This is a genomic window from Microcoleus sp. PH2017_24_DOB_U_A (genome assembly GCF_020738205.1).
GTDB lineage: Bacteria > Cyanobacteriota > Cyanobacteriia > Cyanobacteriales > Microcoleaceae > Microcoleus.
Genome location: NZ_JAEQCT010000047.1, coordinates 38,839 through 59,256, shown reverse-complemented (window position 1 = coordinate 59,256; position 20,418 = coordinate 38,839). Strand labels below are relative to the sequence as shown.

Here is a 20,418-nt window from a genome sequence, read left to right as displayed (position 1 = left end):
TAAAATTTTTAGTAGAGCAATAAAGAGGTTTGATCGTTCGGACTTTAGTCCGCAGAAATTGATGCGGACTAAAGTCCGAACGATCGAACCAAGACATAATTATGAGGCGGCAGTGCCGTGTCTGTACAGTATTGTAGGCAATGGAGAACCTGTATATTTTCATAAGTTCGATCGCCCGATCCGGTCGTACCACACAAATTTTTGCGGTGGATTGCGGACTGTAAGCTTGTACAAGCAGTCAATTGTGTTGCAACTTCGGCGCTCGTTAACCGCACTCATAGATTAACAATCGTGTTTCAAGATTAAGATAGTTGTGAGACCATGTATGAACGGATAACAACAGGAATCCCCTTGATTGCGAGGAACCAACGTGCAGCCAACAGACCCTAGCAAATTTACAGATCAAGCCTGGGAAGCCATAGTCAAATCCCAGGATGTAGCCCGCCGCTTTGCCAATCAGCAGCTAGAGGTTGAACATTTAGCGATCGCCATTCTAGAACAGCAAGCCCTAGCAAACAGCATTCTCAGCAAGGCCGGAGTCGATGTCCCCCGCTTGGCGCAACAGTTAGATGCTTTTGCCAAACGACAGCCGAGAGTTGCCAACGCTGACCAACTATACCTCGGCCGCGGCTTAGAAGTGATGTTAGATGCTGCTGAGTCTGCCAGACAGGCTTGGCAAGATAATTTTATCGCCGTTGAACATTTATTAATAGGCTTGCTAGAAGATGAACGAGTTGGTAGGCGATTGCTGACTAAGGGCGACGGGCCGCCGGGCCGCCCCGGATACGATCGCAAACCGGCCCCCGGTACGATCGATCGCGCGAAACTCGAAGAAGCAATCAAATCAATTCGTGCTACTACCAAAGTCAAAGATCAAAAGCAAACCCAAAGTCAAAGTCAAAGTCAAAACCAAAATTCTGACGCCAACTCCGACGCCCTCACTAAATACGGGCGCGATTTGACAGAAGCGGCAAAAGCAGGCAAACTCGACCCAGTAATCGGCCGCGACGAGGAAATCCGCCGCGTCGTGCAAGTTCTTTCCCGCCGTCAGAAAAACAATCCAGTGTTAATTGGCGATCCCGGAGTCGGAAAAACTGCGATCGCCGAAGGTTTAGCCCAGCGCATTGTCAACGGCGATGTACCGGAATCTTTGAAAAATCGCCAACTATTCAGCCTCGATATGGGCAGTTTAATTGCTGGGGCAAAATTCCGGGGCGAATTTGAAGAACGATTGCGTTCTGTGCTGCGAGAAGTTATCGATTCCGACGGGCAAATTGTCCTATTTATTGATGAATTGCACACGGTTGTTGGCACTGGCGGCGGCGGAAGTTCCGGTTCGGGAATGGATGCCGGAAATTTGTTGAAACCAATGTTAGCCAGAGGTGAATTGCGCTGTATCGGCGCTACAACTCTCGATGAATTCCGCAAAAATATTGAAAAAGATCCGGCACTGGAACGCCGCTTTCAACAAGTATTTGTCGGGGAACCGACTGTGGAAGATACTGTTTCAATTTTACGCGGATTGAAAGACCGTTACGAACGCCACCACGGGGTAAAAATTACCGATTCGGCGCTGGTTGCTGCTGCTACTCTGTCTTTTCGCTATATTTCCGATCGCTTTTTGCCGGATAAGGCGATCGACCTTGTAGACGAAGCGGCCGCCCATTTGAAAATGGAGATTACCTCCAAACCCGTGGAATTGGAAGGGATTGACCGCCGGGTGATGCAGTTGGAAATGGAAAAATTGTCGATCGAAGGTGAGGGTAAAGGCGCTCTATCCCCGGGAATCGGCCCCCGCATCGAACGCATCACATCGGAGATTGACATTTTAAAAGTCAAGCAGGAAAAACTGTCTTCTCAGTGGTTGGGCGAAAAGCAGTTGTTGGATGCAATCAATAAATTGAAAGCAGAAGAAGACCAGTTGCGAGTCCAAATCGAACAAGCAGAAAGAGCTTACGATTTGAATAAAGCGGCGCAGTTGAAGTACGGTAAATTGGAGACTGCGGTGCGCGATCGCGAAGCCAAGGAAGCCGAACTTTTGAAACAACAAGCTCAAGGTTCTTCCCTGCTGCGGGAAAAAGTTACTGAGGGCGATATTGCGGAAATTGTTGCTAAATGGACGGGAATTCCGGTCAATCGGTTGTTAGAATCGGAACGCCAAAAATTGCTGCAATTGGAAAGCCATTTGCACAAGAAAGTTATCGGTCAAGAAGAGGCTGTAACGGCGGTTGCTGCGGCGATTCGGCGGGCGCGGGCGGGGATGAAAGATCCCGGTAGACCGATCGGCTCTTTCTTGTTCATGGGCCCCACAGGCGTCGGTAAAACCGAGTTAGCGCGGGCGTTGGCGGAGTTTTTGTTTGACAGCGATGATGCGATTATCCGCATCGATATGTCGGAATATATGGAGAAGCAAAATGTCTCCCGGTTGGTAGGAGCTCCCCCCGGATACGTCGGTTACGATGAAGGGGGACAACTTTCGGAAGCAGTGCGGAGACGCCCTTATTCGGTGGTGCTATTTGACGAAGTGGAAAAGGCGCACCCTGATATTTTTAACATTTTGCTGCAAGTGTTGGATGACGGCAGAATTACCGATTCTCAAGGTCGAGTGGTTGACTTTAAGAATACCGTCATTGTGATGACAAGCAATATCGGCAGCGACCACATTTTAGAAGTGTTTGCTAAGAAGGGAAAAACTACCAAAAAACCTGCTGCTAGGAAGCAGGAACCGAAGGAGGTGTCAATTCCCAAGACTGATTATAAAGTTGCTGATGATGGCACTGTCGAGGTATCTGCCCAGCGAGTCGATATCTCAGACAAGAGTGAAAAAGACAATAGTGAAAGTGAAGATTTACCGACTCAAGAACGGGAGACAGACCAAGAGTACGAACAAATGTTAAAACGGGTGATGACTGCTTTGCGATCGCACTTCCGGCCGGAGTTTCTTCAGCGGGTGGACGAGACAATTTTGTTCCACACTTTGAGCAAGACGGAACTGCGGCAAATCGTCACCATTCAAGTCAAGCGGATCGAGCGGCTGTTGGCGGAACAGAAAATCACCTTGGAACTGTCCGATGCTGCAAAAAACCATATCACAGATGTCGGTTACGACCCAGTTTATGGCGCTCGTCCCCTGAAACGCGCTATCCAGCGGGAGTTGGAAAACCCGCTAGCTAACAAGATTCTCGAAAATGCGTTTGTTGAAGGCGATACAATTGCGATCGACTGCGTAAATAACCATTTGCAGTTTCGTAAAAAAGACTCTCTCCCCGCGTTGGTAGGTAACAGTTTGTAGTTGTGTTAGGAACAGGCTTTCCGGCCTGTTCCACAAAAAAGAAATCTTCTTGTTTCCCAGAAAGCCTGGTAGTTTAAAATCATGAAACAACTAACTAGAATCACTCTGAATCCAGAAGTAATGGGAGGAAAACCCTGCATTCGCGGCTTGCGAGTCACTGTTGGCACGATAGTCGGACTGATGGCATCGGGACACTCACCGTCAGGCATTTTGCAGGCTTATCCCTACCTGGAAGAAGCAGATATATATGAAGCGCTTGCCTATGCAGCGTGGCGAGTTGAAGAAGTAGAAATTCCTCTCAAAATAGCGTGAAAATTTTGATTGATATGAACCTGTCACCTGAGTGGACTGTCGTATTTACTAAATACGGAATAGAGTCTCTTCATTGGTCTACAGTCGGCGATCCTCGTGCCACAGATCGCGTTATTATGGAATGGGCGCGAGTAAATGACTATGCCGTATTCACTCATGATTTAGATTTTGGCGCACTGCTGGCCGCAACCCAAGCTGATGCTCCCAGTGTCATTCAAGTGCGTATTCAAGACGTGCTGCCTGCTAATATAGAGAGTTTGATTGTGGAAGTGTTACATCAATTTGAGCCACAAATTGAGTCGGGGGCGTTCATTTCTGTGGATGAAACGCGCTCTAGGGTGAGAATTTTGCCGATTACACTTCGATAATTATTTATGGCCTGTTCTACAAAAATAAATCTGCTTGTGGAACAGGCCAGAAAGCCTGTTATTCAAAAATTAAAAACAGGCTTTCTGGCCTGTTCCACAAAAATAAATCTGCTTGTGGAACAGGCCAGAAAGCCTGTTATTCAAAATAGTCAAGCCTGCTGCTTAATATTACTAATTAGCCATCGTGCGACTGGTGTAAGCATCCATGCTGTAGGCGGGAACGCGAACAGTGTAATCAATTTCTGTTCCAGTCATCGATTTTGCCAGTTGTTCAAAAGATTCATTGCTCCAATTGCGATCGTGAATGGGCTTGGACTGTTCGCCCAGGAAATATGCTTGAGTGCCAATTAAAGATGCTGCGACCCAACCGACGACCAAAAGAGCGATTACAATAGTCATTTTTGCTATTTCCTTAAACTTTTGTTGCTTTATGTAAACAAATGTAACAAAAATTTACAAACAGCGTCAAGGCAGTGTAGTGTCGTGCAAACCGTCCGGTAGGTAGTAAAAACCGTCACTCCGACGGCCGCCGGAGAGGGTTCGAGGGGGAGAGGGGACACGGGGAAAGGATTTATATATAAGTATGTAGGGCGTGCACCGCCAAGCACGGGTCTGTAATACGGCGATCGAGATCCGAATCATGAACTGTATCCGCAATAACAAATAAGATTGTTTAATTTTTTTAGTTAAGAACTTATAAGTTTTGCGTTCATAAATTACGATTAAAACTCTACCACTGGCATGACGAATCGCGATAGAATTATGCGTTATGATTTATCAGTTTGGATTTTTCACTAACAAATCCAAATTACCAAATCCAAATTACCAAATCCAAATTACCATTCTCCCATAAAAATTATGCCAAACTCAATGTTAAATAACGATCCCTTGTGGTTCAAAGACGCCATCATTTACGAAGTACCAATTCGCGCTTTTGCAGACAGCAATGCAGACGGCATCGGCGACTTTCGGGGACTCACAGAAAAACTAGATTACCTGCAAAACTTGGGAGTAACAGCAATTTGGGTACTGCCATTTTTTCCCTCGCCACTCCGAGACGACGGCTACGATACATCTCACTATACCACCGTCAACCCGATTTACGGCACGTTAGACGACTTTAAAGAGCTTTTAGAAGCAGCGCACCAGCGCGGAATTCGAGTTATTATTGAGTTAATTGTCAACCACACTTCCGACCAGCACGCATGGTTTCAGCGAGCGCGGCGCGCCCCGAAAGGCAGTAACGAAAGAGATTTTTATGTGTGGAGCGATACGCCGGAAAAATATCAAGATGCTCGGATTATTTTTCAAGATTTTGAAACTTCTAATTGGGCTTGGGATGCGGTAGCAAAAGCTTATTACTGGCACCGTTTTTATTCTCACCAACCAGATTTAAATTACGACAATCCCGCCGTCCGCCAAGCCATCTTAGATGTGGTAGACTTTTGGTTGGAACTGGGAGTAGATGGACTGCGAATGGATGCCGTGCCTTATCTGTACGAGCGGGAAGGTACTAACTGCGAAAACCTGCCAGAAACTCACGTATTTCTCAAGCATTTGCGGCAGCACGTAGATGAGAAATTCCCGAACCGGATGCTGCTTGCTGAGGCGAATCAGTGGCCGGAGGATGCGGTTGAATATTACTCGGGTGGCGATGAATGTCACATGAATTTTCATTTCCCGCTGATGCCGCGTTTATTTATGGCTTTGCACATGGAAGATAGCTTCCCAATTAGCGATATTCTCCAGCAAACTCCGCAGATTCCTAATAATTGTCAGTGGGCATTGTTTTTGCGGAATCATGATGAATTGACGCTGGAAATGGTGAGCGATGAAGACCGAGATTATATGTATCGGGTTTACGCTCAAGATACTCAGGCGAGAATTAATTTGGGTATCCGCCGCCGCTTGGCTCCGCTGATGGGAAATAACCGCCGCCGCATTGAGTTGATGAATGCTTTGCTGCTGTCTCTTCCTGGTACGCCGGTGCTTTACTACGGCGATGAGATTGGGATGGGTGATAATATCTATTTGGGCGATCGCAACGGGGTGAGAACTCCGATGCAGTGGAGTAGCGATCGCAATGCCGGTTTCAGCCGCGCTAACCCGCAGCGGCTGTACGCGCCACCAATCGTTGACCCTGAATATCACTACGAATCTGTGAACGTGGAAGCGCAGCGGGCGAATCCAAGTTCACTCTGGTGGTGGATGAAACGCTTGATTGCTGTGCGCCAGCGCTTCCAAGCATTCGGCCGCGGCACTTGCGAGTTTCTGTACCCAGAAAACCGCAAAGTTTTAGCTTTTGTTCGCACTTATCAAGACGAACACATCCTCGTAGTCGCTAATTTGTCGCGCTTCGTGCAGACGGCAGAATTAGACCTTTCTCCGTTTAAAGGTGCTGTGCCGGTGGAGATTTTCGGTCGCGCTGAGTTTCCACCTGTTGGCGAATCACCTTACTTTTTGAGTTTGAGTCCTCACACATTTTACTGGTTTACTCTTACTCCTAAACCCGAAGAATTTTCGCTGCACGGTTTTAAGACAAACTTGCCTAGTTTGGCGGTAATCGGCAATTGGAAAACCGCTTTTGTAACAAGTCAATTAAGCGAGATGCTACTCTCTCTTTTGCCAAACTATTTACGCAGCAATCGCTGGTTCATCGGTGCAGATAGGACGATTCAATCGTTGGAAATTAGTGAAATTATTCCTGTAGAATGTCACAATGGTGCGGGAGAAGAATCTACAGTTTACATTCTGTTTGTGCTGTTGAATTATACAGAAGGTATGCCGGAAACTTACGTTTTGCCCGTAGGTTGGGAAGAGATGAAAGGCGATGCGGACGATCGCGCGATCGCACGCCTGCACTTCCCTGAAAGCAACGAAGCCGGGGTGCTATTTGATGCTGCTGGGGACAAAGGCCTGCTGAGCGCGCTGCTGGGGGCGATCGGCAATTCTCGCAGTTACAAAGGTACAGCAGGTCAACTGGTGGGAATTGCCGACATTGCATTCAACTCAGACCAAGATTTATCGCAGCTCGAACCTCACCTGTTCAAAAAAGAACAAAGCAATACATCCGCAGCTTACGGCGATCGCTACGTCCTAAAAATATTGCGAAAAGTCGAAGAAGGAATCAACCCCGAATTAGAAATCGGGCGGTTTTTAACCGATCGCAACCCGATCCAACACTACGCTCCAATTGCCGGAGCCTTGGAATATCACACAGCCGAAAAACAAGTAATTACAGTCGGAATACTGCAAAAACTAATCCCCGACAGCAGGGACGCTTGGTCTTATACATTAGACACGCTGCGCGACTATTTCGAGCAAGTAATGACAGTAGAAGCCAAGCATTTAGGCGATAATTTATCGACAGATCCCGAAAACTATTTACCCAGCGCTTTGACCGCACAAATGCGGCAACCAAACTCTCTAGTAGCCGATTTATCCCTAGAAATTCCGGCCTTAGCTCGCGAACTAATCGGCTCTTACTTAGCATCAGCCGAACTTTTAGGTCAGCGGACAGCGGAACTTCACCTCGCTTTAGCTTCAGACACCGAAAATCCCGCTTTTGCTCCAGAAAACTTCACCTCATTTTACCAGCGTTCCATCTACCAACACATGAGAAATATGGCAGGAAGAACTTTGCTGCTGCTGAAAAAGCGGCTGTCAAAACTGCCGCCAGAAGCGCATAAACTAGCACAAAATCTCCTAAACCGGGAAGAGTTGCTGATGGAACGTTTCAAGTCTATTTTGAACTTGAGAATCACGGCGGATCGAATTCGCTGTCACGGGGACTTCCATTTCGGACAAGTTCTTTATACAGGTAAAGACTTCGTAATTATTGATTTCGGAGGAGAACGGAATCGACCGTTAAGCGAGCGGCGGATGAAAAGATCGCCCCTGCGAGATGTGGCGGGAATGCTACAATCTTTCAATTATGCTGTTACTTTGGCACTGCGAAATGAAGTTGAAAGCGGTATGATCCGCCCTGAAAATCTTCCGGAGATGCAGCAGTGGGCGAATGTTTGGCACCGCTGGGTCAGCCTCACTTTTCTTAACAGCTATTTGGTAACAGCAGCCGATGCCAGTTTCTTGCCAAAATCTATACCAGAACTACAAGTTTTGCTGGATGCTTACATTTTGGAAAAAGGGGTTGCTGAGCTGGCCTACGAACTCAATTACCGCTTGGATTGGGCGGAAATTCCGCTGAAGCGGATTCTGGAATTGTTGAAATTTAATGGCAAGCCGTAGTTGATTTTTAAGTAGTGAGTAGGGTGCTTGTGGCGCACCTGGCATTAACTCGTTTCTGCTGGTATACGAATAATAATTCTCTGAATTTAGTGCTGTCTCGCTCGCGAGCTGTCATCGCGAGCGAGACAGCACTATAATATAATTATGATGTCACGGAATTTGACAGCTCGCGATCGGGACAGCACTATAATATGCACACCTTTGTGGAATCGCTAGCGAGACTCTGACAATATATAATACGCATCTGGCATTACTTAAAATAGAGAGCTGCTTCATATAAAACTTTTTCTTGATGAGTTAACAAAGTGCAGTCAGAAAGCGGGTAAGCGACACAGGTAACAGCGTAGCCAGCTTGCAATTCTGAGGGCTTCAAAAACTTTTGTTCGCTTTGGTCGATTTCACCGCTAAGCAGTTTGGCAACGCAAGCAGAACACTCTCCTTGCTTGCATCCATTCGGCAAGCGGATGCCGGCATCTTCTGCCATATCTAGGATATACTGGTCGTCCGGTACTGCGATCGTGCGATCGAGCGATCGCTCCTCATTCACCAGCCGAACTTGATAAACTGCCATTTTCACCTCTGATATTATTTCCGACTATTAGTGCGGTTGAAACCGATTTTTGTCAAATACAATCGAGACTCGGCGGTTGAAACCGCGTCTACACAAACGAAGTCCGCCTCCGCGGACTAAAGAATAATTGATGTTAGCTTCTTGATATCGGCGATTGAAACCTCTTCTTGTCAAACAAAGTCCGCAGCAGAGGGGGACTGAAGAATAATTGATATTAGCGGAATTCTCGGCTGCTAGACAAGTGCTTGTTGATAATCGAGATTTTCATCCAGATAAATAGCGCGAATATCCTGCGGCAAATTTGACTCTAAAGTTTGATATCCTTTTTGCAGCAAAGCCCTAACTTGAGCGGGCGAAATAGCTTCACCTTCTGCTTGCAAATAAGCTGCAATTCGAGTTTCGCTCCAGCGGAAAGTCTGGGCCATCAACACGACTAAACGTGGCAGTGGCGCCAACAATTCTAAGGCTTGTCTGACGTAACACCACAGGGGAGGCGAAGCGGATTGCAAAGAGTAGTGAATAGACTCAACTGGGGGTAATTCGGCTTGATTGATGCAGACAGCGGTGACATTAATCAGCCAGTTTTGGAGACTGAGATTGTCGCCATCAGGATCTTGGGTTTCGCGGCGCAAATCGAGGCCTCGGAGCTCGTGATAGATGTGCTGCCAGGTGTGGGCGAAGAGGTAATCGCCTTGTACGGGCGATCGCACGGAATGGCGGATCAGGGAGTGTACAATTTGAGCGTAGCGGCAAAAAATCGCCGTGAAGAAGCGGCCCTGATCGGGATGGTTTTGAAACAGGGTCAATAATTCCTGATCGCTGTGATGGAACAGGGATTTGACCACAGGGTGGTTGAGTTCGGAAAAAACTGGTGCTTGCACAATTGTTCTGTAAAGGTTTTGGGTATCAATGCTGTTGCAGCCCGATTCTACACTACGATCTACATTTAATGCAACTGCTTAAAAAGTGTTGATACTTAAGTCAATTTTAATTATATAATGGAGTTGTAGGTGATGCTGCATTCATCTAAATTGATACATATAAATTCTATGTATCCAGCGCATCTAAAAAGATAATTAGTTGTTTCAAGGGTCAAGTGTTTGTATGTCTAGCATTAATACTGGTATCGAGTGGTGCGATCGCACATGGAATCCAACAACTGGCTGCGATAAAGTCAGTCCCGGCTGCACCCATTGTTATGCAGAAGCATTAACAAAAAGGTTTCACACTAATTTTCCTAACGGCTTTGATTTAACACTCCATAGGAATCGCTTGGAAGAACCAAAACGCTGGCGAAAACCGAGCCGTATTTTCGTGAACTCGATGAGCGATTTATTTCATGAAGAAGTGCCAATAGATTTTCTCAAAGAAGTTTTTGAGGTAATGCGTGAAACTCCCTGGCATATATATCAAATTCTGACCAAAAGACACGAACGCCTTCGAGAAATAGCTGACAAATTAGACTGGCATGATAATATTTGGATGGGAGTTTCTGTTGAAAATCAAAACTACGTTAACAGGATTGACTGTTTGCGACAAGTACCCGCTAAAGTCAGATTTCTATCATGCGAACCACTTTTAGGTAATTTAGAACTAGATTTAACAGGCATTAATTGGGTGATTGTTGGCGGAGAATCTGGGGTAAAACACCGTCCCATCCAAGCAGAGTGGGTTGAGAATATTAAGCAGCAGTGCGAGGATGCTGAAGTCGCATTTTTCTTCAAGCAATGGGGAGGTAGAACACCTAAGGCTTCTGGGAGACTTCTGCATGAGAAAATTTGGGACGAGATGCCGGAAGGATGGGATAAACATCAATCTAGTGCATAAATAACAACAGATTCGATTTGTGATATAATAGGAGAGCTTACATACAGATTAATGATTTATCAACTTATTTGTTAGTTCATCGTGTGAAATTAGCACTATTAATTAATATTTAGTAAGTTACTTTGAAGGTTAAAAGTATGCTGATAAGTAATGCAGTGCGAGGCAAAGCGAATACTCCAGTTAGCTCTAGAACGATATATTCTAAGTTGACGACCATATATATTACCAAGAAAATAGTCAAATTTGGAGATGTTGTATATCAATTTTGTAACGTTAGTGGATTTAAAATAACTGGAGTTGATATTATAAATCCCTTAGTAACTACCGGGATATTTGTTTTGTTTTTTATCGGCTTGGTTTTGGCTTTTACAGATATAAAAGGTCTGGGATTTTTATTGATGGTCACAGCATTATACGCAATGCCAAATATTTGGCTCAAAAAATATGGACTGGAAGTATCTATGAATTCTGGTGAAAAAGCTGTCTTTACTACAAATGATATAAAGGGTCTCAAAGAAGTAATTGCAGAATTATCCAAATTCATCGAGAGTGACAATGAAACAGAAAATTGTGTCATAGATATTAACGATCGAAATATCTCATTGGCAAGATATATCGAAAATCAGGAAATAACCTGCGGAAATTTTGGTAGCTATACATCATTCAATCCGCCAAGCACAACATACGAGACAAGCGCAAATTATGAAGATGCGATCGCCCAGACAATCGCCTGCATTCGGGAAGCTAACCTAGCAGGGAATTTAACCGTCGTAGTTCCAGCAACAGAGGCAACTATCCACCTCGTACAAATAATAAAGAGTCAAGGATTAATCGCTAACTTCGAGTTAGTAGCCGACGCAAAGAACAAACATTTACTCCTGCACCTCAATTCTAAAGGGAACAACAGCAGCAACAACAAAATTACCGATCGTCAATTCGACTGGCTCAACCAGGAATTTCCAAAAGAGATAGTTCCCTTACTGCAAGATTTGGAAAGTCAAGATCCTGCTGTTCGTGCTAAAGCTGTATTGTCATTGGGAGAATTCTACAGTGAGCGAACAAAATGAGTTCACCGAGTCAAAAACCAGGACAATTGAGTTGATATGTCATATTTTGCAAAACGATCCGTCTTCTCTTGTTCGCATTAACGCTGCTGAAGCTTTGGCTAAAATGGGTGCTGACAGCAAAGAGGCGATCGCTACTCTATATCAAGCTGCATTGGAAGATAGCGATCCAAGTGTTCGGGCTAGTGCTGTTGCCGCCCTTGGAGAGATTTACAGAAATGCTATAATTTTTAATGTACTAAATCAAGCCATTAACACTATGTCAGAGCGCAAAGTACAAATGAACTTTAACGCCCCCGTCACAGGTGCTGCGGGGAATGTTGAAGGTGACTTCATCAATAATCCACCTCAGAATTTAGTTGATGCAGCAGCAGAAATTCAGCAATTGTTGAATCAAATAGCTCAGACTAATCCAACTATGACTGAATCCGCTGTAGCTGTAGCTATTCAGCATGAAATAAAGGAAAATTCCACTCTTAAACAGCGGTTGCGAAGTGCTTTAAAAGCAGGTGGCATTGAAGCATTGAAAGCAATCTTCAATCATCCGCTAGTCAGCGTTCCTATTGAAACAATTAAGGGTTGGATAGAAGCTGAATAATATTAAGATATCGCACTTTTTGTATACCGTTCGCAGGAGTTAAGCTGTTCGACATTCAAACTGCACTATTTGTGTGCCAGACCCCATACTGTAAGGCGTTGAGGCAATAAATTTAAATGACTAACAGCTTATCACCCTCGATCCGATGAAGGCTATTAACCGCGATAGCTAGGAAAACCATAACCTCCGCCGCCAGGAGTTTCAATTACAAACACATCCCCCGATCGCATTTCGACACTCGCCGTACTCCCCAATTCCTCCACATTTCCATCAAATCTTTCAACATAATTTCGCCCAACTTTCCCCGCTTCACCTCCATGCAAACCGCAGGGAGAAATCACCCGCCGCCCGGAGAGAATTCCCGCAGTCATCGCTTCCAGAAATCGCACTCGCCGCACCACTCCATTACCGCCGCGATGATTTCCATTTCCCCCGCTATTAGCCCGGATTGCAAAACTTTCCAACAACACCGGAAACCGCCATTCCAACACCTCTGGATCGGTTAAACGCGAATTAGTCATGTGAGTTTGCACCGCATCTGTGCCGTCGAAATTTGCACCAGCACCCGAACCGCCGCAAATTGTTTCATAATATTGATAGCGTCGATCGCCAAATGTGAAATTATTCATGGTGCCCTGAGAAGATGCGATCGCACCCAGCGCACAATACAAAGCATCCGTAATATTCTGCGAAGTTTCCACATTTCCCGCCACCACCGCCGCCGGATAACGCGGATTCAGCATACAGCCAGCGGGATTGATGATTTCGAGAGGCTTCAAACAGCCAGCATTCAGAGGGATATCGTCATCTACCAAGGTGCGGAAAACATACAACACAGCCGCTTTACACACCGCAGCGGGAGCATTAAAATTGTTGAATTGTTGGGAAGAAGTGCCAGTAAAATCTATTTTTGCACTGCGCGCAGACTTGTTAATTGTAATAGCTACTTTAATTTGTCCGCCGCTATCCATCGGATAAGTAAACTCGCCGTCAGTCAAAACCTCAATTACGCGCCGCACAGATTCTTCAGCATTATCTTGCACAAAACCCATATAAGCTTGTACTGTTTCCAAGCCGTAATGTTCTACCATCTTGACAAGTTCTGCTAAACCGCGATTGTTGGCGGCAATTTGGGCTTGCAAATCGGCGATATTTTGTGCGACATTGCGAACCGGAAAATCCCCGGCTGTCAGAATTTGTAGTAATTCTGTTTCTCGGAATTTACCCTCGCTGACTAGCTGAAAATTGTCAAACAATACGCCTTCTTCAGTGACTATTTTACTATTGGGAGGCATGGAACCGGGAGTGATGCCGCCGATGTCGGCGTGGTGTCCCCGCGAAGCAACATAAAACAAAGGAAGCGAGGAATCACGATTAAATACTGGAGTAATTAGGGTGATATCTGGTAAGTGCGTGCCGCCATTGTAGGGATTGTTAGAAACATAAACATCGCCCGGTTTAATAGTATGACTTTGTGCTAGGATTAAAGCTGAAACACTTTCGCTCATGGAACCGAGATGCACGGGAATGTGCGGCGCGTTGGCAACTAATTGCCCGTTTGCATCGAAGATTGCACAGGAAAAGTCGAGGCGCTCTTTGATGTTGACTGAGGAACTTGTATTTTGTAAAGTCACGCCCATTTGTTCGGCGATCGCGCGAAACAAGTTATTAAAAATTTCTAGCAAAACTGGATCTGATTTAACCGCCGATGAATGGGTTTTAACTGCATTCATCTGTGTGGATCTGCGGTTCAAAATTAAGTCATTGTTTTCGGTAATTTCGCCTTCCCAACCCGGTTCTATGATATTAGTTCCAGTTGCTTCGACAATCATCGCCGGGCCCGTAATGCAGTCGCCCGATCGCAAATCGTCTCTCTGATAAACAGGCGTTTCCCGCCATTCAGCAGCAACATACATTTGTACAGGCAAGATGCCTGTGCCACAAGATGGGGAAGTTGTTGATGCTTCAGCCACAGGCAAGATGCCTGTGCCACAAGATGGGGGATTTGTTGATGCTTCAGCCACAGGCAAGATGCCTGTGCCACAAGATGGGGAAGTTGTATAATTATCAGCCACAGGCAAGATGCCTGTGCCACAAGATGGGGGATTTGTATAATTATCAGCCACAGGCAAGATGCCTGTGCCACAAGATGGGGAAGTTGTATAATTATCAGCCACAGGCAAGATGCCTGTGCCACAAGATGGGGAAGTTGTAGAATTATCCAGTACATCCATTGTTTCTACAACTTCTACAGAAACTGCTTCTACAATTAGCGATTTTTCCGGCATAATAAAACTGTAACGCTGTCGGTGTGCTGCTTCAAAATCAGCCTGCATCTCCTCAACACTCCCAGCAAAATTCACCATCAAAACCGAATCGCTTCCCTGATATTTAAGATGCAGCTTCCTCACAACCAAAACCTCTTTCTCTCCCTCTGCGCCCTCTGCGCCTCTGCGGTTCAATTCCCCTTTTCCCTCCGCCTCCAATTGCGCTAAAATATCATGCAAATCCGCAATTAATTCAGCAGTTAATAATTGCTCGATCGCCCTTTCGCGCATAGCCCGCACATCAGCCAAACCCATACCGTAGGCGGATAATACCCCCGCGTAGGGATGAATAAACACCCGTTTCATGCCCAAACTATCGGCGATCGCACAAGCGTGTTGGCCGCCCGCACCGCCAAAACAGCACAAGGTATACTCGGAAACGTCGTAACCGCGCTGAAGCGAGATTTTTTTGACCGCATTAGCCATCTTTTCCACCGCGATCGCCAAAAACCCCTCCGCCACCTGTTCCGGTGTCCTCTCGCCCCCAATTTCCCCCGCTAACTGCACGAATTTTTGCTTAACTACGTCAGAGGCGATCGGCAAATCTCCCGTCAATCCAAACACTTTCGGGAAAAAATCAGGCTGAATTTTCCCCAACATCACATTACAATCAGTCACCGTCAAAGGGCCGCCCTTCCGATAGCAAGCAGGGCCTGGATTTGCGCCCGCAGACTCCGGCCCGACGCGGTAGCGCGCGCCGTCAAAAAACACGATCGAACCGCCACCGGCTGCTACAGTGTGAATTGCCATCACGGGCGATCGCAATCTCACCCCTGCAATTTCAGTCTCAAATTCGCGTTCGTATTCGCCGTTAAAATGGGCAACATCTGTCGAAGTTCCGCCCATATCAAAGGTAATAATTTTATCGAAACCAGCCTTTTTACTCGTTTGAACTGCACCGACAATTCCCCCAGCCGGGCCTGATAAAATACTATTTTTTCCTTGAAATTGGGCGGAATCAACTAAGCCGCCGTTTGACTGCATAAACATTAATTGGGGGAATTGGGCATTGGGAATTGGGCATTGGGAATTGGGCATTGATAATCCCTCATTCCGAGGATCTACCTCAATTAACTCACTGGTTATTTGTTCGACATATCGGCGTAAAATCGGAGATAAATAAGCATCTACAACCGCAGTATCTCCCCGCGAAACTAATTTCATTAAAGGGCTGACTTCGTGAGATACTGATATTTGAGTGAAACCAACTTCTCTGGCTATTTGAGCAACTTGTTTTTCGTGTTCCGAATAGCGGTAGCCGTGCATAAAGACGATCGCACAACTGCGAATTCCGTCATCGTAGGCTTGCTGCAAAGCCGGGATAAACTCAGGATTGACAGCAATTAACTCTTCACCTCGGGCGCTGTAACGTTCTGCAACCTCAATAACGCGATCGTACAACATCTCGGGCAGCACAATGTGGCGGGCGAAAATATTCGGGCGATTTTGATAGCCAATTCTCAGCGCATCGCCGAAACCTTTAGTAATTAGCAGAATAGTGCGATCGCCCTTACGTTCCAGTAAAGCATTTGTCGCCACCGTCGTCCCCATTTTAATCGCTGAAATCTGGGCCGCTGGTATCGATTCCCCCGCCCCAATCCCCAAAATATCGCGAATTCCTTGCACTGCTGCGTCGGTGTAGCGATCGGGATTTTCCGACAGCAGCTTGTGAATAACTAACCTACCGTCGGGCTTTTGGGCTACTATATCGGTAAAAGTACCACCGCGATCGATCCAAAATTGCCAGCAAGTGCGATCGGGAAAATCAACATTCATATCTTTTTCTATCATCTTCTTTCTTTATTCCTTCGCGTTTTTCGCGTCTTCGCAGTTCATTAAAATAAAATTATAGATATCGAATAGCCTCAACCAAGCCCCCACAAACACCAGCCAAAAAATCCAAATCCAAAGTCTCAATCTTATCACTCGGTTGATGATAGTGCGGATTCCGCATATTAGCCGTATCCGTCACCATAATCGCCGGATAACCATTATCCCAAAAAGGAGAATGATCGCTGCGGCGAATATCCGGCACAATCAAACCTCGATTCGGCACCGGCAACCACTCGCAATCCTGACCGACTTTGCGGATATTTCTGCTCAAAGTAATCATATCGCGAACAGTCCGCAAGTTCCCAATTAAAGCAATAAAGTTGCCAATATTCGGATAAAAATATTTTAGTCCCGCCGGATAGCTTTGGGAGTTCGGAGTGCGATCGCAATAACCCAACATTTCCAAAGAAATCATCAACCGAATTGACTGTTGCTGTTGCTTGCATTTAGCTGCATAATGCCTGCTTCCCCAAAAACCAGATTCTTCCATATCGAACGCAACTAACTGTACTGGATATTTTAGCGGTTGAAGTGCGATCGCCCTTGCGAGTTCCAGCAACACAGCAACACCCGTAGCATTATCATCAGCCCCAGGCGTCCCCGGCACAGTATCATAATGAGCGCCTATTACAATCGGCAAATTTTCTTGCTTCCCCCCCTTAGCAAGGGGGGGATTGAGGGGGGGTAAATCCAAGATAAAATTGTGATGAATTCGCCCGCGCACCGCAAAATCGTCAATTTCTACAGTGCCCCACTGTCCCAACTGTTCGCGAATGTATTGCTGCACATAGAAGTGCCCTGCGGATGCCAAGTAAGGATTGCGATCGCGTACAATTTGAATTAGGTGGCTGTGCAGGCGTTCTTTTAGATCCATGACATCCGAGATACAATGAGTACATTCAGATTATAGGGGATTTAATTATGATTAAAGAAGTCAGAATCAAAAATTACAAGTCTATTCAAAAGCTGAAGCTGGAATTAGGACGAGTCACCGTACTGATTGGCGAAAATGGCTGCGGTAAGAGCAATATTTTGGAAGCCATCGCCCTGGCTTCGGCGGCTGCTAATGATAAACTGGATAACGAGTTTCTTGCTGCACGGGGGATTCGGGTGACAGAACCTCGATTTATGCGATCGGCTTTTGAAAAAGATAATCTTACTAAAGATATCAGCATTGAATTAAGACAGAATGATAAAGAACAATTTAGTTGTATTTTACAAAATGATAATTCTCCCTATTCTCAGTGGATTAGTAAAAAATTTTTTGGTAATTCTGAAATATCTACAGAGAATGCTCTTAAATTTTTTGTTGAGCAATACGGGGGACAAGACAAACTTTTATCAATTTTAAAAGGAGCAACTCAACTAACGGAACAAGAATTATCAATATTCAACAAGGATGTAGACTCATTTATTGAATTATATTATCTAAATAAGTTTATTGTTTACTCCCCTGAAAACCCAGCTTTACGAACCTTTGAAAAAGAAGGGCAAATTCAACCATTAGGCATTAATGGTCAAGGTTTGTTTAAACTTATAAATATCTTGAATGCAGATAACCCAGATAAACTTAATCAAATCAAAGACAAGCTGCAATTGATAGATTGGTTTAAAGATTTTGAAATTCCTCACAATCTATCAGCGATGCAAACTTCTCTCCAAATTACAGATAGATACTTAGATACAGATTTAAGTTATTTCGACCAAAGAAGCTCGAATGAAGGCTTTTTGTTTTTACTGTTTTACTTTACCTTGTTCATAAGCGATATCACACCTAAATTTTTTGCAATTGACAACATTGACGCTTCTCTAAATCCTCGATTATGCCGCCGGTTAATCGAAGAATTAGTCGAACTAGCAAAAAATAACGATAAACAAGTCATCTTGACAACTCATAACCCCGCTGTTTTGGACGGCTTAGATTTAGATGATGATGAACAGCGGTTGTTTGTGATTTCCCGCAACCAATTAGGTTATACTAAAGCTAGACGTATTCTCAACCCGGAACCTTTGGATGGACAAGAACCTGTAGATTTATCAGAGGCATTTTTGAGGGGCTATATCGGCGGACTTCCTGAAAATTTTTAATATGATTAAGTTTGGATTGATTACAAAGGGACTTACCGAATTTTTATGTCCTATAATAGAGACAAAGCTTAGGAGATTAGTATGCAAGCATACAAACTTAGAGGTAAAATAGATGAGGCTGGGAATTTGGTAGTTTTGGAATCCCTGGATATGCCAGCCGGAGATGTGGAAATCATCGTTTGGCCGGTGGCTGATGCGGTTGTCAGTTCCCCACAGCTAGTAATCCAGTCAGAAGAAGCTAACCTTAAAAGAAAAGTGAAAACTAAAATCAAGGCTTTGCAAGCCTGGTTTGAGAATACTCAGCCTGTCCCGCCTGACTTCGATGCAGAGGAAGCTAGATGGGAAGCTTTGAAGGAGAAACACAAGCTATGAAAATCTTGCTAGATACCAATATCATCTTAGATATCGCCCTTGAACGACAGCAATTTTTTGGTGAAAGCGAACAAGTTTTGTCCTTTGTTGAACAGGCACAAGTAGAAGGTTATATTTCAGCCTCTACTTTTGGCGATATTTACTACATCATACGTAAAGTTAAAGGTCGAGATTCAACGCTTGAGTTTTTGAAATATATAGCCACATTTTGTCAAGTGGCGACTGTGGATAGCTCTGCTATTTCAATGGCATTAATTTCCAACTTCAAGGATTTTGAAGATGCGATTCAGTATAGCACTGCCGTAGTCAATCAAATTGATGCCATTGTCACCCGCAACCCGCGAGATTTTCCGGTGACAACTCCTCGAATTGTCACTCCCAATCAGTTAATTGAAGAGTTAACCAATTCTGTCTAAACCTCCGGCTCCAATTCTGTAGCCCGCACTTGCACGGGAAATTCAACTGCATTCAACTCCGACGACTCTAATAACTGCACTTCCTCCTCAGAATTCGCTGCACCATTCCGGCCTTTCCCCAATTTCTCAGCCAAAGTATCCCGCTGATTAATCAAATAAATACTTACCAAAGTCAGCCCGACTCCCATCGATTGCAGCGGATTCAATACTTCGCCCAACAACAAATTCCCGAACAGCAAAGCAAAAATCGGAGTCAGAAACGTTAGAGAACTTAAACTCGTCAAACTGCCGCTTGAAGCAAAGTAAAAGAATAAACCGTAGGCGATCGCACTTCCGAACACAGTAGAATACCCTAAAGCCATCCAACCCGACAAATCGATATTCACAAACTGCTCAGACTCAGTAGCCGCCGAAAGCGCCAACAACGGCAAACCGCCTAAAATCATGTGCCAGCCCGTCGCCACCACCGGATCGACATAACGGCAAACCCAGCGCACCAAAACCGTACCCACAGCCATTGACAAAGCCGCCAACAGCATCAACCATTCCCCGCCCTGAAACACACTTTCGATACCCGCAGAAACCTGCACGGTTTCAGGATGAAACAGCCCCAAAATAAAGCCATCCGGCAATCCAATCAAACTGATACCGATAACGCCAATTACTAAGCCCAACCAGCCCCAAAAACCAATTTTTTCTTGAAACAGCCACAAACACAAAATCGCCACGGCTAGTGGTTGAGAATCTATCATTACAGAACCCAAACCCGCACCGGTTCTCGCCAAACCTTCGGCTAAAAAGCCTTGAAACAAAGTGCCGTCAACTAATGCAAACAGCGAAATCCAAAGCCAAGCTTTCCAACCCTGCGGCTGCTTTTTTCCCATCAAAGCCGCCGCCAGCAACACCAACACGCCCGCAGGTAATAAACGCACGACAGCCACAAACAGCGGTGTCGTGTGTGGCATCACCCCTTTCATCGCTACCATCGCGGTTCCCCACAGGAAAAACGGCGCAATGAGTAACAGCGGGGCAAAGGGCAGTTTGGAATCGGTAAGTTTTAGCTGCATGGCGGAGGCTCCAAATAATTGATGAGAGTGGCGCT

The 20,418-nt window shown here is 45.3% G+C and carries 16 protein-coding genes; 10 read left to right on the top strand and 6 right to left on the bottom strand.

Annotation, left to right across the window (positions count from 1 at the left end; genetic code table 11):
• Positions 1–370: 370 nt before the first annotated feature.
• From JGK07_RS14205 to JGK07_RS14195, 3 genes are all read left to right on the top strand, one after another.
• The gene (locus JGK07_RS14205; protein ID WP_293177549.1) at positions 371–3,292 is read left to right on the top strand and encodes an AAA family ATPase; all 2,922 of its coding nucleotides are present in this window, start codon (positions 371–373) and stop codon (positions 3,290–3,292) included.
• A gap of 81 nt (positions 3,293–3,373) precedes the next feature.
• On the top strand, positions 3,374–3,604 hold the full coding sequence (locus JGK07_RS14200; protein ID WP_293177552.1) for a DUF433 domain-containing protein: 231 nt from the start codon (positions 3,374–3,376) through the stop codon (positions 3,602–3,604).
• Positions 3,601–3,972 carry a DUF5615 family PIN-like protein gene (locus JGK07_RS14195; RefSeq protein ID WP_293177555.1) on the top strand — a complete coding sequence of 124 codons (372 nt, stop codon included), beginning with the start codon at positions 3,601–3,603 and terminating at the stop codon, positions 3,970–3,972. The genes JGK07_RS14200 and JGK07_RS14195 overlap by 4 nt, the downstream gene beginning before the upstream one ends.
• 171 nt (positions 3,973–4,143) lie before the next feature.
• Here the strand turns inward: JGK07_RS14195 and JGK07_RS14190 are convergent, their stop codons facing one another.
• Positions 4,144–4,371 (bottom strand): hypothetical protein, encoded by a 228-nt coding sequence (locus JGK07_RS14190; RefSeq protein WP_293177558.1) that lies wholly within the window; start codon positions 4,369–4,371, stop codon positions 4,144–4,146.
• Positions 4,372–4,842: 471 nt separating this feature from the next.
• Between JGK07_RS14190 and treS the strand changes: the two genes are divergently transcribed.
• A complete protein-coding gene (gene treS, locus JGK07_RS14185) occupies positions 4,843–8,220 on the top strand; it encodes a maltose alpha-D-glucosyltransferase (RefSeq protein ID WP_363319173.1) in 3,378 nt (1,125 codons plus the stop codon).
• A 250-nt stretch (positions 8,221–8,470) separates the two neighbouring features.
• On the opposite strand, the gene JGK07_RS14180 is transcribed toward treS, so the two are convergent.
• Both JGK07_RS14180 and JGK07_RS14175 read right to left on the bottom strand, forming a co-directional pair.
• Positions 8,471–8,791, bottom strand: coding sequence for a 2Fe-2S iron-sulfur cluster-binding protein (locus tag JGK07_RS14180; protein ID WP_293157012.1), 321 nt, complete (start codon positions 8,789–8,791; stop codon positions 8,471–8,473).
• 233 nt (positions 8,792–9,024) lie between these two features.
• Complete coding sequence (locus JGK07_RS14175; protein WP_293177564.1) at positions 9,025–9,672, bottom strand: sigma-70 family RNA polymerase sigma factor; 648 nt, start codon at positions 9,670–9,672, stop codon at positions 9,025–9,027.
• A 223-nt stretch (positions 9,673–9,895) separates the two neighbouring features.
• On the opposite strand from JGK07_RS14175, the gene JGK07_RS14170 reads away from it, so the two are divergent.
• The 3 genes from JGK07_RS14170 to JGK07_RS14160 all read left to right on the top strand — a co-directional run bounded on the left by JGK07_RS14170 (position 9,896) and on the right by JGK07_RS14160 (position 12,280).
• A complete protein-coding gene (locus JGK07_RS14170; RefSeq protein WP_293177567.1) occupies positions 9,896–10,618 on the top strand; it encodes a DUF5131 family protein in 723 nt (240 codons plus the stop codon).
• Positions 10,619–10,755: 137 nt separating this feature from the next.
• The gene (rpsH, locus tag JGK07_RS14165) at positions 10,756–11,685 is read left to right on the top strand and encodes a 30S ribosomal protein S8 (protein WP_293190039.1); all 930 of its coding nucleotides are present in this window, start codon (positions 10,756–10,758) and stop codon (positions 11,683–11,685) included.
• The gene (locus JGK07_RS14160) at positions 11,669–12,280 is read left to right on the top strand and encodes a HEAT repeat domain-containing protein (RefSeq protein WP_293177573.1); all 612 of its coding nucleotides are present in this window, start codon (positions 11,669–11,671) and stop codon (positions 12,278–12,280) included. Before rpsH ends, JGK07_RS14160 begins: the two co-directional genes overlap by 17 nt.
• Before the next feature lie 155 nt (positions 12,281–12,435).
• Here JGK07_RS14160 and JGK07_RS14155 read toward each other — a convergent pair whose 3' ends face one another.
• Both JGK07_RS14155 and JGK07_RS14150 read right to left on the bottom strand, forming a co-directional pair.
• Entirely contained in the window at positions 12,436–16,383 is a 3,948-nt protein-coding gene (locus JGK07_RS14155) for a hydantoinase B/oxoprolinase family protein (RefSeq protein ID WP_293242135.1), read from the bottom strand.
• Positions 16,384–16,453: 70 nt separating this feature from the next.
• Positions 16,454–17,314 (bottom strand): M20/M25/M40 family metallo-hydrolase, encoded by an 861-nt coding sequence (locus tag JGK07_RS14150; protein ID WP_293242133.1) that lies wholly within the window; start codon positions 17,312–17,314, stop codon positions 16,454–16,456.
• A gap of 47 nt (positions 17,315–17,361) precedes the next feature.
• Here JGK07_RS14150 and JGK07_RS14145 point away from each other — a divergent pair, with 47 nt between their 5' ends.
• From JGK07_RS14145 to JGK07_RS14135, 3 genes are all read left to right on the top strand, one after another.
• Positions 17,362–18,528 (top strand): AAA family ATPase, encoded by a 1,167-nt coding sequence (locus JGK07_RS14145; RefSeq protein WP_293242131.1) that lies wholly within the window; start codon positions 17,362–17,364, stop codon positions 18,526–18,528.
• Between the two features lie 81 nt (positions 18,529–18,609).
• Complete coding sequence (locus JGK07_RS14140; RefSeq protein ID WP_293177582.1) at positions 18,610–18,900, top strand: hypothetical protein; 291 nt, start codon at positions 18,610–18,612, stop codon at positions 18,898–18,900.
• Entirely contained in the window at positions 18,867–19,316 is a 450-nt protein-coding gene (locus JGK07_RS14135) for a PIN domain-containing protein (protein WP_293201069.1), read from the top strand. The genes JGK07_RS14140 and JGK07_RS14135 overlap by 34 nt, the downstream gene beginning before the upstream one ends.
• Here JGK07_RS14135 and JGK07_RS14130 read toward each other — a convergent pair.
• Positions 19,313–20,383: a DMT family transporter gene (locus tag JGK07_RS14130; RefSeq protein ID WP_293177802.1), complete on the bottom strand. Its 1,071-nt coding sequence runs from the start codon at positions 20,381–20,383 to the stop codon at positions 19,313–19,315. The two genes, JGK07_RS14135 and JGK07_RS14130, sit on opposite strands and share 4 nt — an antisense overlap.
• Positions 20,384–20,418: the final 35 nt, after the last annotated feature.

Excerpts from the sequence above, each read along its gene's own strand:
- JGK07_RS14200 (WP_293177552.1), top strand. The coding sequence starts at position 3,374 with ATGAAACAACTAACTAGAATCACTCTGAATCCAGAAGTAATGGGAGGA.
- JGK07_RS14190 (WP_293177558.1), bottom strand. The coding sequence starts at position 4,371 with ATGACTATTGTAATCGCTCTTTTGGTCGTCGGTTGGGTCGCAGCATCT.
- treS (WP_363319173.1), top strand. The coding sequence starts at position 4,843 with ATGTTAAATAACGATCCCTTGTGGTTCAAAGACGCCATCATTTACGAA.
- JGK07_RS14180 (WP_293157012.1), bottom strand. The coding sequence starts at position 8,791 with ATGGCAGTTTATCAAGTTCGGCTGGTGAATGAGGAGCGATCGCTCGAT.
- JGK07_RS14170 (WP_293177567.1), top strand. The coding sequence starts at position 9,896 with ATGTCTAGCATTAATACTGGTATCGAGTGGTGCGATCGCACATGGAAT.
- rpsH (WP_293190039.1), top strand. The coding sequence starts at position 10,756 with ATGCTGATAAGTAATGCAGTGCGAGGCAAAGCGAATACTCCAGTTAGC.
- JGK07_RS14155 (WP_293242135.1), bottom strand. The coding sequence starts at position 16,383 with ATGAATGTTGATTTTCCCGATCGCACTTGCTGGCAATTTTGGATCGAT.
- JGK07_RS14150 (WP_293242133.1), bottom strand. The coding sequence starts at position 17,314 with ATGGATCTAAAAGAACGCCTGCACAGCCACCTAATTCAAATTGTACGC.
- JGK07_RS14145 (WP_293242131.1), top strand. The coding sequence starts at position 17,362 with ATGATTAAAGAAGTCAGAATCAAAAATTACAAGTCTATTCAAAAGCTG.
- JGK07_RS14140 (WP_293177582.1), top strand. The coding sequence starts at position 18,610 with ATGCAAGCATACAAACTTAGAGGTAAAATAGATGAGGCTGGGAATTTG.
- JGK07_RS14135 (WP_293201069.1), top strand. The coding sequence starts at position 18,867 with ATGGGAAGCTTTGAAGGAGAAACACAAGCTATGAAAATCTTGCTAGAT.
- JGK07_RS14130 (WP_293177802.1), bottom strand. The coding sequence starts at position 20,383 with ATGCAGCTAAAACTTACCGATTCCAAACTGCCCTTTGCCCCGCTGTTA.